Source organism: Exiguobacterium sp. UBA6282 (assembly GCF_002440475.1).
Taxonomy (GTDB): Bacteria; Bacillota; Bacilli; order Exiguobacteriales; family Exiguobacteriaceae; genus Exiguobacterium_A.
This window is the reverse complement of the sequence record NZ_DJUM01000055.1, coordinates 34429-50473: the sequence shown is the minus strand read 5'-3', so window position 1 is coordinate 50473 and position 16045 is coordinate 34429. Positions and strand designations below refer to the sequence as shown.

Sequence of the window (16045 nt, the reverse complement as noted above, 5' to 3'; positions counted from 1 at the left end):
GGATACGACTTCGAACGAATCGATTTCCCCTGTCGCATACAGTCCGAGAATACAAGCGCCAAGACATGAACTTTCGAAACTTTCCGGAATGACGACTTCCGACTCAAAGATGTCCGCCATCATTTGGCGCCAGACTTCAGACCGGGCAAATCCACCGGTTGCCTGAATCCGCGTCACAGGACCATCCATGCATTCGACGAGTGCGAGGAAGACGGTATACAGATTGTAGATGACGCCTTCTAGTGCTGCCCGGATCATGTGCTCTTTTTTGTGTGAGAGCGTCAAACCGAAGAATGAACCGCTGACGTCCGGATTCCATAGCGGTGCTCGTTCACCGGACAAGTAAGGATGGAACAACAGACCGTCGGACCCCGGGCGGACGCGTTCGGCAATCTTCGTCAGGACAGCATACGGATCGATGCCGAGGCGTTTTGCTGTCTCGACTTCTGCTGAAGCAAGTTCGTCACGAATCCACCGTAAGACCATTCCTCCGTTATTGACGGGGCCGCCGATGACCCAGTGGTCCTCGGTCAGTGCGTAACAGAACGTTCGTCCTTTTTCATCCGTCTGTGGACGATCAATGATCGTTCGGATGGCACCGCTCGTTCCGATCGTGATCGCGATTTCCCCTTTGCGAATCGCGTTGACACCTAAATTGGAGAGGACACCATCACTGGCACCAACTAAGAACGGCGTATCGACGGATAGTCCCATTTGTCGTGCGTAATCAGTATTAAGTCCGGTACATGACGTCGTTGTCGGTACGGGTTCCGATAAATAGCTTGCATCGATACCTGCGACATGCAGTGCGCCCGTATCCCAACCTAATTCATGAATATTAAAGAGACCAGTTGCTGAAGCGAGAGAGTGGTCGATGACATATGTTCCGAACAGTCTTTGGAACACGAACTCCTTGATCCCGACATACTTTTTCGTTTGAGCGTGGAGCTCCGGACGATCTTCGACGAGCCAACTGATTTTGCTAAGCGGTGACATCGGATGAATCGGTGTCCCGGTCCGGTGATAGATCGAGAGACCATATTGTTCCTTAATCTTGTTCGACCATGCTTCACTCCGACTGTCCGCCCATGTGATGCAGGCAGTCAACGGTTGATGTTGTGCGTCCATCGCAATCAAACTGTGCATGGCACTACTGAACGCGACGAACTTCGGTGGCATGCTCGGATGACGTTTTGTGATCAATCGGATGGATTCGAGTACGGCATCAAAAATTTCTTCCGGATCCTGTTCCGCCGTCGAACGGTTCGGTGTGTGGAGTGGGTAACCGACGTTCGTTTGTCCGATGACCTCTCCTTTTGTCGTAAATAAGACTGCTTTCGTACTCGTCGTTCCGATATCGACGCCTAACATGTATTCAGTCATGTGAATCGACTCCTTTCGACATCATTCGTTGCGTTTTCCAGAGATCTTCGACTTCCTGAACATCATCAAAGTTCTGATGTAAGGAAGCAACCATCCGTTCACGATCTCCTGTCTCGATCGCTTCGATATACAAGGCATGGTTCGCGAGGATGCGTTCAAAGTCTTCGATGTCTTCCTCGAATCGTACCCGCATTGATAGGAGGATGAAACTTTCCATGACTGGTTTGAGATTTTGCCAAATCATGCTGACATACCCATGATCGATCGAGCGGATGATCGTTTCATGAAACAGTACGTCTTGGAAAGAGAATTCATCAGCATCCTTATATTTGATGGCAACCTTCATCATTTCGAGAATTTTGCTGAGTTCACGGACGAGTTCTGCCCGTTCGACCTTAACAAGTCGCTCGAAGACGAACGTTTCGATGAGTAACCGGACATCATAGATTTCTTGAATGTCGCGCTCGGATAAACCGACGACGACCGCTCCCATTCGTTCGAGACGAATCAACTGTTCGGCTGCAAGCACCTTTAACGCGTCACGGACAGGTGAGCGACTGACTGAAAAATCAGAGGCTATTTTGTTTTCGGATAAGATGGTACCGCTTTCAATTTTTCCTGAAATGATCCGCATTCGTAGTTCGTGCGCGACACGATCTCCGGCAGAAGCTTTTGACAACCACTTCAAGGGGTATAACAGTTCTGACATAAAATCACCTGATTTCTAGAGTGAGTATACTTGTATACAAGTTAGTATATACGTTTTTCTCTAAAATGCAAACGCTTCACTTAAATCTTAGAGATTCAACTGGCAATCAGGAAATCGGTTCCAAATATGTTAGGGTGAAGGAGTAATCAATAACCAGAACGGGTAAGGAGGAGATAGTACATATGAACATTTTAGTTGTAGGTGCAGGAGCAGTCGGAGGTTATTTCGGGGGCCGTCTTGCTGAGCAAGGTGAACAGGTGACCTTTCTCGTCCGTCCGAAGCGATATGAACAATTACAAAAAACAGGTCTACAGATCACTAGTCCTCATGGCGATATCACGATCACGCCTCAGTTAGTGACACGAGACATGCGACCGGATCACGTATTTGATGTCGTTTTGCTTTCGACGAAAGCCTATCACTTAGATGATGTCTTAAAGGATCTTACGCCATTCGTTTCGAACGAGACGTATATCATTCCTTTATTGAATGGCATGCAACATATTCGTCGGTTAACAGAAGTCTTCGGAGAAGAGCGTGTACTGGGCGGTCTTTGCTTCATTGAATCGACGCTTGATGCAGAAGGACGCATTTTACAGACGAGTCCGTCACATCGACTGTTGTTTGGCTCACGAACCGGCAAACCAACAGCTCGTTTGCAGGAGATCGCAACACGTTTTGCGAAAGCGAAGGCACCGATGGCGTACTCGATGCATATCATGGATGACATGTGGCAAAAGTATCTTTTCATTTCGACATTTGCGGGTGTGACGACGCTATTTCGTTCAGCGATTGGTTCGATTCGGGAAGAAGCTGTCGGGCGTCAGATGATTGTAGACGTCATGAACGAAGCGAAACAGGCGATGGAAGAACAGGGCGCGGTCTTCAATGACGATACAGAAACGGTGCTATTGAAGCAGATGCATGCGATGGAAGATACGATGAAATCGTCGATGTTGCGCGATATGGAAAAAGGTCAGCCAGTCGAAGTGGAACATTTTTTCAGCGCCTTGTTAAAACCTACTTCGACAGAACGGTTCAGAGCTTTAAAATTAGTCGAAGCAAACTTACGCATGTATCTTAGAACGATTAAATAGTTACATTTTTCTATTTTAGAAAAATAATGGAGTAGTACAAATGTTTCGTTTTGATGACGAAAGACCTGTTTCCCCTAGGAATCGTTGACTTCCGAAATAAAGTTCATCTATTGTTAATGAGATTGAAAAAAAGTGATAATATATTTTTCCGCATTTTTTCTTGCAAGGACGAATGAAGCAGACGAGAGGGGAAGTTTATCCATTATGAAACGTATTATTATTCGTGCAGGTATGACACCATTCGAACAGTTCGATGCTCCTTATTTGATGAAACATAATTCCATTGGAGGAAACGTTGGAAATCTCATTTATCAATACAGTATCTTTCGGACGTTGATGACAGAAGGTACGACGATTACACCGGACTATTACTATTACGATGAAGAACGGGCGGACGAAATCAATGCCAACTTTGATCTTTATGTCATTCCGTTAGCGGATGCATTCCGAAAAGAATTCGTACCGACGTTGCGGAAGTACACCCGCCTTATCAAGAAATTAAAAATTCCAGTCGTCGTCATCGGTGTAGGCTTACGTGCACCGTTTGAACCAGATCTAGACGGCGGATTCCCGTTCGATGAAGATGTCAAAGCATTCGTCAGCGCTGTACTTGAGCGCTCAAGCATGCTTGGTCTTCGTGGGGAAATCACGTCGAAATACTTGACGCGTCTTGGTTTTCGCGAAGGCATTGATCATCGTGTCATCGGATGTCCTTCGATGTACGCGTTTGGTCGCGACTTACATATTCGTGAAACGAACATTACGCCCGAGTCGATGATTACGGTCAACTCGTCACGTTTAGCACCACAAAATGTTCTTGATTTCATTACGCGCGGAATGGAAGAGTATCCGAATCATTACTTCATTCCCCAATGGATGAAGGAACTGAAATTGACGTATACAGGAACGCATCCGATCGCAGATTTGTCCGTGACGAACTATCCGGTGAAGATGTCGGATCCTGCTTACATGAACGATCGTGTTCGTTTCTTCTTGAACGCACAAACATGGTTCGATTTCATCGGGCAGGCAGACCTCAGTTTTGGTGCGCGCTTGCATGGAAATATCACAGCAACGCTTGCGGGTACGCCGAGTATCCTCATTCCAAAGGATGCACGAATGCGCGAACTAACGGATTATCATCAGTTGACGCATATTTGGGCGAACGACATCAAAGCGGATACACAATTATCCGACGTCGTAGCCAATGCTGATTTCCAAAGTCCGGCACGTGTTCAAGCACGTAACTTCGACAACTTCGTTGATTTCTTGAACGTGAATGATCTTGAACACATTTACCAAGAGACGAATTATCCTGAGAATGTGCCGTTTGACCGTCAAATGGCGCAAGCGGAACTACTTCCACCGGTTCAACCGATTTCTGGCGTGAGTCTCGAAGAAGCAGTCGCCCGTTTCGAACGGTTCTTCCCAGAACAAGAGAAAAAAATCGCAGATACACAAATAAAGGCAAAAGAGAAATTAGCCGAAAAAGATAAAAAAATCGCGGATGCGCAAAAACAGGCAAAAGCGCAATTGGCCGAAAAAGATAAGAAAATCAAAGCATTGCAGAAACAAACAACGACGACTCAAAAAGATCAGGAAATTGCGGCGCTCAAAGCGCAACTGGCTGCCCAAACGAAGAAAATGAAGCACCAGCAAGGGACATTGAACCGAAAAGCGGTTCGGGCAGCCTTAAAGACAGCGGATCTATTCGCAAAAAAATAAAGTGTTCTAACATTCCGGGTCATTACGATACGGAATGTTTTTTTGGTAGGAGTATTCTGAATTGTGTTGACAATTCGGAAAAGGCTTGATAGGGTTAGGAACAATTACATACTTATCCAGAGAGGTGGAGGGACTGGCCCTATGAAACCTCAGCAACAGGTCGAAAGATACTGTGCTAATTCCTGCGGGTGTTGCACCCGATCGATAAGATTTCCGAATTGTCGACCGACGCATCCGTGAGGATGCGTTTTTTGTTTGAAATAGGTGGAACGAGGAGGAAATGGATTCATGAAAACGAGCGGAGCGTTTCGACGCAAGATGGAATCACGTCATCTGATCATGCTGTCGTTAGGAGGCGTCATTGGAACAGGATTATTTTTAAGTACAGGTTATACGTTGGAACAAGCGGGACGTGTCGGAACGATTTTGTCGTATTTGATCGGAGCCGTCGTCGTCTACTTAGTCATGCTAAGTCTTGGCGAACTCGCTGTACACATGCCGGAAACCGGATCATTCCATAAGTACGCAACGAAGTATATCGGACCCGGTACCGGTTATACGGTGGCCTGGCTCTACTGGCTGACGTGGACGGTCGCCCTTGGTTCAGAATTCACGGCAGCAGGCATTTTAATGCAACGTTGGTTCCCGTCGATTCCAGTCTGGGTGTTCAGTGCATTATTCGCTGCGATGATCCTTGGTATCAACGTCTTGAAGGTCCGCGTATTTGCTGAAGTCGAGTTTTGGTTCTCCGCCATTAAGGTCGTAACGATCATTGCGTTCATTTTACTTGGTGCGGGAGCCATCGTTGGCTTCATCCCATTACAAGATGGTAGCCCAGCACCATTCTTTTCTTCCTTAACGGAAGGAGGATTGTTTCCAAATGGGGCATTTGCGATCTTCATGACGATGCTTGCTGTGAACTTTGCTTACTCAGGAACGGAATTGATCGGCGTCGCAGCGGGTGAAGCGGTCGATCCGAAGCGGACGATTCCGCTTGCGATCCGAACAACGATTTTGCGACTCGTTCTCTTTTTCGTCGGTACGATCATCGTATTAGCCGTCTTATTGCCAACGGAAGGGAAGGGCGTGCTCGAAAGTCCGTTCGTTGCCGTGTTCGAACGAATCGGAATTCCGTATGCGGCAGACGTGATGAACTTCGTCATTCTGACAGCGATCTTGTCGGCAGCGAACTCTGGGCTTTACGCTGCCTCCCGGATGCTTTGGTCGCTTGCGAACGAACGCATGATTCCGCGTTTCTTCGCCCAGGTGACACCAAGTGGGGTTCCACTACGAGCTGTATTGTTCAGCATGCTTGGCGGAGGACTTGCTTTGCTGTCTAGCATCTATGCAGCAGGAAGTGTCTATATTGCGCTCGTCTCGATTTCCGGCCTTGCTGTCGTCGTCGTCTGGATGAGTATCAGCGTTGCGCAGTATCGCTTCCGGAAACAATTCCTCCGCGAAGGGCATACGGTCGACGAATTGGTCTATCGTACACCACTCTTTCCATTGGTACCGATCGCCGCTTTCGTCGTCTGTTTGATTTCCCTGATTGGTATCGGATTTGATCCGACGCAACGAGTCGCCTTGTATTGCGGTATCCCATTCATCGTGATCTGTTATGTCGTTCATGCGTTCACGAATTCTTCTCAGAAACGGAGTGTTGAAGATGTCCCGAATCAAAAATCCAGTTGATCAACGATTACAGGAAGTTCCTTTCCTAATTTTAGATGGTGCGCTTGCGACTGAACTCGAACAAAAGGGATTCGACCTGAACGATCCACTCTGGTCAGCACGCCTCTTAATCGAAGCACCGGAACAGATTGAGCGTGTCCATCACGATTACTTTGAAGTGGGCGCCGATGTTGCGATCACCTCAAGCTATCAAGCAAGTATCGAAGGATTCAAGCAACGTCACATCACGACCGAGGAAGCACAAGCGTTAATTCGACAAACGGTTACCTTAGCGCAAGATGCACGGACGCGTAGCGGAAAGAGTGCCGCATTGATCGCGGGATCAGTTGGTCCTTATGGTGCCTACTTAGCAGATGGTTCTGAGTATCGCGGTCATTATGGTGTGTCAGCAGATGTGCTAGAAGCCTTCCACAGACCGCGCATCGAAGCATTGATTGAAGCGGGGGCTGATCTGCTGGCATTCGAGACGATTCCGTCGCTTGAGGAAGCTGTCGTGTTGTTCGGGATTCTCGAAGCGTTCCCGGAAGTATCTGCTTGGCTGACGTTCTCGCTTCAAGATGCGACGCACATCAGTGAGGGAACACCGCTTGCGATATGCATCGAGACAATCGGACAGCATCCGCAACTTGCAGCAATCGGTGCAAATTGTTTTCCAGCATCCTACGCGACCGACTTCATCCGTCACGTTAAGACGTTGACGAGTGTTCCAATCATCGTCTATCCGAACTCCGGTGAAGTCTATGATCCGGTCGCAAAGACGTGGTCGGGTACGAATCAGTGCACGTCGTTCCAAGCCATCGCAAAGACATGGTATGAAGCTGGAGCACGATTGATTGGCGGTTGTTGTAGAACTTCACCGGAACATATCGCGCAAATTCGTTCGGTTTGCCAGGTTTCTCATACGTGATGAATGATGACGAAAAAACGGACACGAAATCAATCGATTTCGCGTCCGTTTTTTTAATGGTGTGATTCCATTACCGTTCGCGCAAGGCGCGATTGAATTGTTGCAATAGGCGTCCGAAATCTTCTGCATCATCCGCTGGCCAGTCTGTCAGTAGACGTTCGATGCTCGCGAGACGTGCGGTTCGGTAGATGGTGAGTTCTTGTTGTCCTTTATCTGTAATATGATAGAAGAAGGCTCGCCCATCTGTCGGATCTTTTACTTTTTCAACGAGTTGCTTCTGATCGAGTGCCGCTGCTTGGCGACTGACGGTCGAGACATCGAGCTGAAGTTCACGGGCAAGTGTTTTAACACCGACGTTGCCGGAATCCGCTAATTGTCGCAGTAAGAGATAAGAAGCACGGTCCAAATTACGATTGTCTGCCGTCGCCGTCGTTAAACGCCGGATCAGGATCGCTAACTCGAGTTCAATGGTTTCGAGTGATTGTTGAGACATCGGGTATCTCCCCTTTCAAAAAAGTCTCTCTGTCCCTCATGATTACCCAATGTGGATAAGCTGTCAATGCGAAAAGCAGGAGACTTGACAGAGTTGTAGTTGTATTATACAATCATTTTTGTTCTTTTAATTGTATCATACAACTTTCGTAGATGAGAAACGAACGACAAAGGAGAATTCAGATGAAAGCTTATGAGTCGATGAAACAAGAGGTCATTACGGTAAACGATACAGATCTGATTCGTACGGTCATCGAACGATTCATTCAATCTGGTATTAGCGGCGTACCCGTCATCAATGCCGAGCAAGAGGTCGTCGGTTATATCAGTGACGGAGATATCATGCGAGCGATCGGAAAACACAAGGACATCATCGTCGATACATTCTTATATGTAGATGTCATCAAAGGAGACGAAGAAGATTATGAAGATCGAATTCGTCATATCTTGAATCGACCTGTCATGGAACTTGCACGCCGGAAGGTTGTAACAGCGGACGCTGACACAGAAATGGAAGAGATTGCAGCAACGCTCGGTTCAAAACGGATCAAAAAGCTTCCAATCCTTAAGGCAGGACGTCTTGTTGGGATCATTAGTCGAGGCGACGTCATCCGCCATTCGTTTAAACAGTTCATATAATACATTCAATAGAAAGAAGGGACACTATGGCACTTGCTGAAAAAACAACGACGCTTGAGCCGGAAACGGTATTAGCGGAAAGCAAACATGGATTATTCCATCAACCGGTTGCTGTTTGGGCAGTCTTTTTCGCCAGTATTACAGCATTCATGGGAATGGGACTCGTCAATCCCGTGTTACCGACGATTGCCGAGAATTTAGAAGCGTCCAAAAGTGAAGTAACGCTCTTATTTACAAGTTATAACGCCGTCATGGCATTCGCGATGTTAATTACAGGCGCGATCTCATCACGGATTGGTCAAAAAGGAACATTAATGCTCGGGATCGCCGTCATCGCAACTGTTGCTGGTTTTGCTTCACAAGCAGACAGCATTTGGACGCTCGTCGCGTTACGCGGTGGATGGGGACTTGGGAACGCTTTGTTCGTCGCAACCGCACTGGCTGCGATCGTTTCGCTGTCGTCAGGCGGAACAGCAAAAGCCATCATTTTGTATGAAGCAGCCGTTGGTCTTGGGATTTCGATTGGACCGCTATTAGGCGGAACACTCGGTTCGATCACATGGCGCGCCCCATTCATGGGTGTTGCGACAATCATGGTCATCGCGTTTCTCGTCTTGCTCTTCTTGATGCCAAAACCAGCAGCATCTGCTGCACCAAAACAAAAGTTATCATTAAAAGCACCGTTCCAAGCGATGAAGCATCGTTCGCTCTTGACACTCGGGATCGTTGCGGCGCTTTATAACGTTGGTTTCTTTACGATCATGGCCTATGCACCATTCGTCATGAAACTACCAGCGAAAGGACTCGGATTCGTCTTCCTCGGTTGGGGGATGTTGCTTGCGATCACATCAGTCTTAACGGCTCCGAAACTGAAACAATGGTTCGGAACGATCAAAGCGATGATCATGATGTTGATCACATTCGCGATCTTGCTTCTTTTAATGGGAATCTTCACGGAAACTCCAGCCGTCGTCATCGTCTGTGTCATCTTGGCGGGAGCTGTGCTTGGGAATAACAACACGCTCATCACGACAGCTGTCATGGATGCAGCACCTGTCGAACGTTCGACAGCATCTGCGGCATACAGTTTCCTACGTTTTCTCGGGGCAGCCATCGCGCCATTCATGGCCGGTAAATTGGCTGAAATCTTCAACGCAAATCTACCGTTTTATGTCGGAAGTGGCTTCGTCCTCTTATCCGTCATCATCATCGGGGTCAATCTCAAACACATTCGCCATATCGACCGGACGGAAGGCGGACATTAATTCGATAACAAGACAGCCGAAGCGCATTCGCTTCGGCTGTTTTTGATTGAAATCAAGAGGGGTACATGGTTTTTAACGTGCGGATCGAGTGCTCGATCATTTCCCGAAGTATGCCTAAGTCGATGTCAGTCAGTCGTTTGACGTAGATGCAGGACTTACCGCGTCGATACGTACCGAGACTGGCAAGCAGTCGTTCTGAGACTGCGTCTTCACCAAGTGCGAGATAAAGGACGAGGTTCGTCTTCCGCGGAGAAAAGCCGACATAAAAGCTGTCGCCCTCGCGGCCGGAGGCGTAACGGTAATGGTAGGAACCAAAACCAATCAAGGATGAACCCCAAAGGACGGCTTCATATCCCGTGACATCTTCGAAGAACTGACGTAGTGTGATACCATCTGCTTGACGTTGCGGCGGTTCGACTTGTGCCAGAAAGGCATCAACGGACTGTTCGGTAGGACCTGTCTTTGGCGTATCAGGCATAAGCAGACTCCTTTCGGATGAAGAAGATATGGGTTACTTTCGAGAAGTGCTAGTAAATATCCTGTGGCTCAGAGGTGGAAATCGAATGAAGCATCGTATCGTGTTTCGAGGAGAAGAAAGCAGTGTATCATGGGACATCTTATACGTATATCCAACGCAAGAAGAACTAACGATTCAGATGGTAGGGCGGAATAGTGAACACCAGTTTTCAGTTACATTCAATCAATATGATGCGTTCATCCGTAACTTTGCTCACGTCCATGAGTCGTTACACGGTGAAGTCGTATTCGAGCAGGGAGTAATTCGACTCCGCTTACGCTATGACCGACTTGGTCGTGTCTTCATCAGTTGGTCTGACGGACAAACGAGTCACCAGTTTCGCAGTGATCAAAGTTATTTAAGTGAGGCGTTAGCACAACTTGGCGTCTACTGAATCAGCTGATGAAAGGCGCTAACACAAAAAGAAGGGACGACATTCGGTTACAATATCGAATGTCGTTCCTTCTTTTTTTAATGTGATGGGAGCGATTGATGTAATGGTGTGTTGATCAAGTTGAAGCAAAACGCAATCGTTTGTTCATATTCGGATAACGGAATCGATTCATCCACTTGGTGTGCGAGACGGAAATCATGGAATGAAGCGATTGCGATTGGAAATGACTTTTTCGCTTGGCTGAACATCGCACCATCCGTTCCACCTGGAATAGCGATTTTTCGTGGTGTCACGCCGCTAACCTGCTCCATCGTATCCGCGACCTGTTGCAAGAAAGGCGCCTGTTCATCGGTTTCACAAGAAGGAATATCCTTGATGACGGTCACGTTCATATCAAACTCGGAATCTTCTGCTACAAGACGACGCTCGATAGCTGTAAAGGCAGCAAGAACGTCCGCTCGACCGAACCCGGGAATCGTCCGGATATCCATATAAAAGGAAGCCTGACTCGGAACGACGTTCGGTCCTTCGCCTCCTGAAATCGAGGTGATCGACGCAACGACTGGACCAAGCGCCGGATGATGATTCGCTGTAATCGAGAAGCGTTCCGACTTCACTTCCTGGATGACGCGATAGACGTCATCGATCGCATTACGTCCGAGTTGAGGGGCAGAGCTGTGTGCACTTTTCCCACGACATGTCACTTCGATCCCAACGACACCTTTTTGTGCATAACCGATCATTCCACTTGTTGGTTCTGTAATCAGTAAAGCGTCTAAATCATCCGCGTGTCCTTGTTCGGTCAAATGACGAGCACCCGTCATTCCATTCTCCTCATCGGATGTAATCAGAAGTTTGATAGTGTTTGGTCGTTCTTGACGTTCTCTATATTGAATCAGTGCTTGCACCATTGCCATGACACCTGATTTCATATCAGAAGCCCCACGACCATAGATGCGGCCGTCTTCGATTTCGCCACCATATGGATCTTTCGTCCAGCCGTCTTCTTGAACTGGAACCGTATCGAGATGACCAGATAGACCGAGGACGGCAGGACGTGAAACATCCTCGCTCGCAGGGACGGTCGCGACGAGACAAATTCGTTTTGGTGAAACTTCAATCCATTCTGTCGAGATCTGATGATCGACCAATACATCGTATACGTAACGTGCGACGGCTTCTTCTCCGTCCATCGGATTGACACTTGGAATTTGAAGACACCGTTGTAAGTAAGTAATCGCTGTTTGCATGAATTTTTCCCCCTTTACCTGTAGTGTACCCTGATAAAAATACTTCAGGGAGGTAAACTAATTCAGAAAATAATTTACGGTACTGAACGTCTTGAGGTAAAAGAAAAGCGGTGCAACTAAAGGGTTACACCGCGCATTGCTCATTCACTTTTTTCTGCTTCGTCTTTCCACTTCGAATCGATTAACATCTCTCCCGGCCATGTATAAGCCATGATGCCGCCATCCGCCGTGATGTCCTCACCTGTGACATATGAGCTGTCGTCAGAAGCAAGGAAGAGGGCGACCGTTGCCATCTCGCGTGGTTTACCGAGTCGACCGAGTGGTGTGATCCAGGCGTTCGCATCGCGGAACTGTTTGCCTTGTTCTTTTTCTTTTTCACCGACGAGTGTATCGATGAGTGGTGTTTCAATCGTTCCTGGCGATAACGAATTGACACGAATACCATGACGCGCGTAATCGATTGCCATCGCGCGAGTGAAGTTCGCGATCCCGCCTTTCGCCGCGTTATAACCAGACCGGTTCAAGTCAGCTGCGCGACCCGACATCGATGACGTGTTGATGATCGAACCACCGTTATCCAGCATGAGTGGAATCAAGAATTTACTGACGAGGAATGTACCGCGTAAATCGACAGCGATGATCCGGTCGAAGAGATCGATTGGATACTCGTGGACTTTCCCGCCTTGTTCATCGATTCCGGCATTGTTGAAGAGGACGTCGACCGTACCGTATGTCTCTTTGACATGCTTCGCAAGTTGCTCAACACTCTCGACGTCTGAGACGTCGACATGGACGGCTTCCGCTTTCCCGCCTTGTTGTGTAATCTGTTCTACTGTTTGTTTTGCTTTTTCAAGTGAGACATCGGCACAAACGACCGTTGCTCCTTGTTCTGCGAATACAAGCGCAGTCGCTTGTCCAATCCCTGTTGCCGAGCCGGTAATGACAGCTATTTTTTGATCCAGTCTACCCATTGCTAAATCCCTCCTAAGTCGTATCGTTCACCTTATGAAACATTCCCGGAGAAATGGAGATTAAACCCATCGATGCGTCTAGTAATAGAAGATAAGGGGTACATCTACAACAGCATAATCGCTGTAAAAAGGGAGATGAGAACGCTGACATCCGATCAATGGCAACTTGCTAAAAAATTATTACAGGAAGCTGTCGAGTATCAAATGACGCTCGAGAAAAGTGCGTTCGCAGATCAACTGATTGATCAAACGACACCTGTCCTTTGGTTTGGTGATGCGACGCGTAGCAGTTGGGTGACGATCGCGACGAACCCATCCCGAACGCAGTTTTTAGACCGGACGGGCGCATTACGATTCGACGAGACCGGTCCGCTCTTTATTCGTCCGAAGTCGATGTCATGGGAGGATTATCTGCAGGAGGAGACGCTGACAGATTCAATCCGGCGCTTCAATCGTTACTTTAAACAACCAAATGTGTACCGGACCTGGTTCGGTCGACCAGGTGGGGGTAAGCTCGAAGGATTCTTGAACGGACTCGGTGCGTCGTTTTACGAAAAGACGTTTGATCCAGTCATTCACTTGGATTTTTTTCCGTTTCCGACGCACCACTACATGGGAGCGATCAAAGAACGCAGCGTGTTGGAAGATAGTCCGTTCGGTCAGACATTTTTGTTACGCCTGCTTGAACTGTTTTCGATAAAAGGAATCATCCTGCTCGGTAAGGAACACACGGAACGATTTGCGAAGCTCGAACCAGATATCGATTGGACAACCTATCGACCAACGGATTATCCAGACGCGATTTTTCAAATCGGCTTCTCGTCACGATTTCAGGTCCCCGTCGTCGGACTCCACTTCAAACCGAGTGAGCAGTTCATCGGTCTCGGTAATCGAAAGGATGAAAAAGGCGTCAGCCATGGCACCTATGGGTCAGCGGAACACTTACGTCAAATCGGAAAAATCGTCCGTGAAAAAGTCGCGACATACAGTGAAAAAGGTGATTGACAGATATTTCGAACTCCCTAATAATAGGAGATGAATTAGCACTCTGTATGATTGAGTGCTAAAAAAGGGAGGCAGAATGAGCATGGAAACGAAACAATTTAAGGCGGAATCAAAACGATTGCTGGAGATGATGATTCATTCCATCTATACGCATAAGGAGATTTTCCTGCGCGAATTGATCTCGAATGCTAGTGACGCCATGGATAAGATGTACTACAAAGCATTGACGGACGAGACGATTTCGTTCGAAAAGGAACACTACAAAATTACGATCGAACCAAATAAAGAAGCACGTCAACTCATCATTCGTGATACGGGAATCGGAATGACGAAGGAAGAACTAGAAGAGAATCTCGGTACGATCGCAAAGAGTGGGTCGCTTGCCTTCAAGGCAGAGAATGAAGCACAAGATGGTCATGATATCATCGGTCAATTCGGTGTCGGATTCTATTCTGCCTTCATGGTCGCAGACGTCGTCACTGTCGTTACGAAACCGTACGGCAGTGCAGTCGCTTATAAATGGGAATCGCGTGGTGTCGAAGGTTATACGATCGAGGAAGTCGACAAAGAAACCGTCGGAACGGAGATTACGCTCCACATCAAGGCGAACGAGGAAGAAGAATCGTATGACGAATACCTCGAGACGTATCGTCTGCGCAGCATCATCAAGAAATACTCGGATTTCATCCGTTATCCGATCGAGATGAAGGAACTCGAACGTCAGCCGATCGAAGGCAGTGATGAGACGGAAGAGGTCGAGGTCGTCAAGACGATCAACAGCATGGTGCCGATCTGGCGGAAGAACAAACGAGAATTGACAGACGAAGACTATGCGAATTTCTACCAAGAGAAGCGGTATGGTTTTGACAAACCGGCAAAACACATTCATATCAGCGTCGATGGCGCCGTTCGTTATCAATCGATCTTATTCATTCCGGAACAGGCACCGTACGATTATTATTCGAAAGAATTTGAAAAAGGACTCGAGCTTTACACGAATGGTGTGTTGATCATGGAAAAATGCAGTGATTTGTTGCCGGATCACTTCAGTTTCGTCAAAGGAATGGTCGACTCGGAGGACTTATCGCTTAACATCTCGCGTGAGTTGTTGCAACACGATCGTCAATTGAAACTGATCGCGAAAAATATCCAAAGTAAAATTAAAACACAACTCGAAGCACTTTTGCGCGAAGATCGCGCGAAGTACGAAACGTTCTATCAAGCGTTCGGACGTCAGCTGAAGTTTGGTATGTACAATGATTATGGCATGCATAAAGAACAGGTACAGGACCTGATCCTCTTCTACTCAGCGAAGGAGAAGAAGTTGATCACGCTCGCAGAATACGTCGCAGCGATGCCGGAAGACCAAGCGCATATCTACTACGCCGCTGGTGAGAGCACAAATCGTTTGGATAAATTACCGCAATCCGAGCTCGTCCGTGATAAAGGATATGACATCTTGTACTTCACGGAAGAGATCGATGAGTTCGCGATTCAGATGCTGATGACGTATGACGAGAAAACATTCAAATCAGTTACGAGCAGTGACTTAGGAATCGAAGCAGAAGAAGCAGAGACGACAGAGGCACAAGTAGAAATGTTCCAAGCGATGCAGGAGATCTTAAGTGGACAGGTCAAGGAAGTCAAAGCATCGACGCGTCTAAAATCGCATCCTGTCTGCTTTGCGACAGACGGCGCCGTCTCAATTGAGATGGAGAAAATCTTGAAAGCGATGCCGAATAATGAAGGGGTAGAAGCGGTCAAGATTCTCGAGTTGAACCCGTCACACCTGGTGTTTAAATCTCTTGAATCAGCTTATCAAAACGACCGTTCGAAATTTGAGCGCTATACAAAACTGATGTATCAACAAGCATTGCTTGTCGAAGGACTCCCACTCGAGGATCCAGTAGCATTCGCGAATGATGTGTGTTTATTAATGGTTTAAATTGAAATGACGCTATCCGTATGAGGATGGCGTCATTTTTCAAAAAAAGAATGA

The 16045-nt window shown here is 47.4% G+C and carries 15 protein-coding genes and 1 riboswitch; of the genes, 9 read left to right on the top strand and 6 right to left on the bottom strand.

The window, feature by feature from the left end; translation table 11 throughout:
- Nucleotides 1–1383: gluconokinase (gntK, locus tag B2751_RS14800; protein ID WP_290775483.1), on the bottom strand; the 1383-nt coding region annotated here is incomplete at its 3' end.
- Nucleotides 1376–2092 carry a GntR family transcriptional regulator gene (locus B2751_RS14795; protein ID WP_290775482.1) on the bottom strand — a complete coding sequence of 239 codons (717 nt, stop codon included), beginning with the start codon at nucleotides 2090–2092 and terminating at the stop codon, nucleotides 1376–1378. The genes B2751_RS14795 and gntK, both read right to left, overlap by 8 nt.
- A gap of 182 nt (nucleotides 2093–2274) precedes the next feature.
- Between B2751_RS14795 and B2751_RS14790 the strand changes: the two genes are divergently transcribed.
- From B2751_RS14790 to mmuM, 4 genes are all read left to right on the top strand, one after another.
- A complete protein-coding gene (locus B2751_RS14790; RefSeq protein ID WP_290775481.1) occupies nucleotides 2275–3189 on the top strand; it encodes a ketopantoate reductase family protein in 915 nt (304 codons plus the stop codon).
- A 204-nt stretch (nucleotides 3190–3393) separates the two neighbouring features.
- Nucleotides 3394–4914 (top strand): polysaccharide pyruvyl transferase family protein, encoded by a 1521-nt coding sequence (locus tag B2751_RS14785; RefSeq protein WP_290775479.1) that lies wholly within the window; start codon nucleotides 3394–3396, stop codon nucleotides 4912–4914.
- Between the two features lie 109 nt (nucleotides 4915–5023).
- A riboswitch (SAM riboswitch) is annotated at nucleotides 5024–5125 on the top strand.
- Between the two features lie 77 nt (nucleotides 5126–5202).
- Nucleotides 5203–6606, top strand: a complete 1404-nt coding sequence (locus tag B2751_RS14780) for an amino acid permease (protein WP_290753703.1) — start codon at nucleotides 5203–5205, stop codon at nucleotides 6604–6606.
- Nucleotides 6581–7513, top strand: a complete 933-nt coding sequence (gene mmuM, locus B2751_RS14775) for a homocysteine S-methyltransferase (protein ID WP_290775477.1) — start codon at nucleotides 6581–6583, stop codon at nucleotides 7511–7513. The genes B2751_RS14780 and mmuM overlap by 26 nt, the downstream gene beginning before the upstream one ends.
- Nucleotides 7514–7583: 70 nt before the next feature.
- Here the strand turns inward: mmuM and B2751_RS14770 are convergent, their stop codons facing one another.
- The gene (locus tag B2751_RS14770) at nucleotides 7584–8006 is read right to left on the bottom strand and encodes a MarR family winged helix-turn-helix transcriptional regulator (RefSeq protein WP_035411811.1); all 423 of its coding nucleotides are present in this window, start codon (nucleotides 8004–8006) and stop codon (nucleotides 7584–7586) included.
- A gap of 182 nt (nucleotides 8007–8188) precedes the next feature.
- Here B2751_RS14770 and B2751_RS14765 point away from each other — a divergent pair, with 182 nt between their 5' ends.
- Both B2751_RS14765 and B2751_RS14760 read left to right on the top strand, forming a co-directional pair.
- A complete protein-coding gene (locus B2751_RS14765) occupies nucleotides 8189–8644 on the top strand; it encodes a CBS domain-containing protein (RefSeq protein WP_035411814.1) in 456 nt (151 codons plus the stop codon).
- 26 nt (nucleotides 8645–8670) lie between these two features.
- On the top strand, nucleotides 8671–9909 hold the full coding sequence (locus B2751_RS14760; RefSeq protein ID WP_035411817.1) for an MFS transporter: 1239 nt from the start codon (nucleotides 8671–8673) through the stop codon (nucleotides 9907–9909).
- A 52-nt stretch (nucleotides 9910–9961) separates the two neighbouring features.
- On the opposite strand, the gene B2751_RS14755 is transcribed toward B2751_RS14760, so the two are convergent.
- Entirely contained in the window at nucleotides 9962–10387 is a 426-nt protein-coding gene (locus B2751_RS14755; RefSeq protein ID WP_290756015.1) for a DUF1801 domain-containing protein, read from the bottom strand.
- A gap of 85 nt (nucleotides 10388–10472) precedes the next feature.
- Here B2751_RS14755 and B2751_RS14750 point away from each other — a divergent pair, with 85 nt between their 5' ends.
- Nucleotides 10473–10820: a hypothetical protein gene (locus tag B2751_RS14750; RefSeq protein WP_290753688.1), complete on the top strand. Its 348-nt coding sequence runs from the start codon at nucleotides 10473–10475 to the stop codon at nucleotides 10818–10820.
- A 77-nt stretch (nucleotides 10821–10897) separates the two neighbouring features.
- Here B2751_RS14750 and B2751_RS14745 read toward each other — a convergent pair whose 3' ends face one another.
- Complete coding sequence (locus tag B2751_RS14745) at nucleotides 10898–12070, bottom strand: M20 family metallopeptidase (RefSeq protein WP_052019146.1); 1173 nt, start codon at nucleotides 12068–12070, stop codon at nucleotides 10898–10900.
- Between the two features lie 140 nt (nucleotides 12071–12210).
- Complete coding sequence (locus tag B2751_RS14740) at nucleotides 12211–13041, bottom strand: SDR family oxidoreductase (protein ID WP_035411826.1); 831 nt, start codon at nucleotides 13039–13041, stop codon at nucleotides 12211–12213.
- A 135-nt stretch (nucleotides 13042–13176) separates the two neighbouring features.
- Here B2751_RS14740 and B2751_RS14735 point away from each other — a divergent pair, with 135 nt between their 5' ends.
- Together B2751_RS14735 and htpG are read left to right on the top strand one after the other, a co-directional pair.
- Nucleotides 13177–14046 carry a hypothetical protein gene (locus B2751_RS14735; protein WP_035411829.1) on the top strand — a complete coding sequence of 290 codons (870 nt, stop codon included), beginning with the start codon at nucleotides 13177–13179 and terminating at the stop codon, nucleotides 14044–14046.
- Nucleotides 14047–14128: 82 nt separating this feature from the next.
- A complete protein-coding gene (htpG, locus tag B2751_RS14730) occupies nucleotides 14129–15991 on the top strand; it encodes a molecular chaperone HtpG (RefSeq protein WP_290775473.1) in 1863 nt (620 codons plus the stop codon).
- Nucleotides 15992–16045 lie beyond the last annotated feature (54 nt).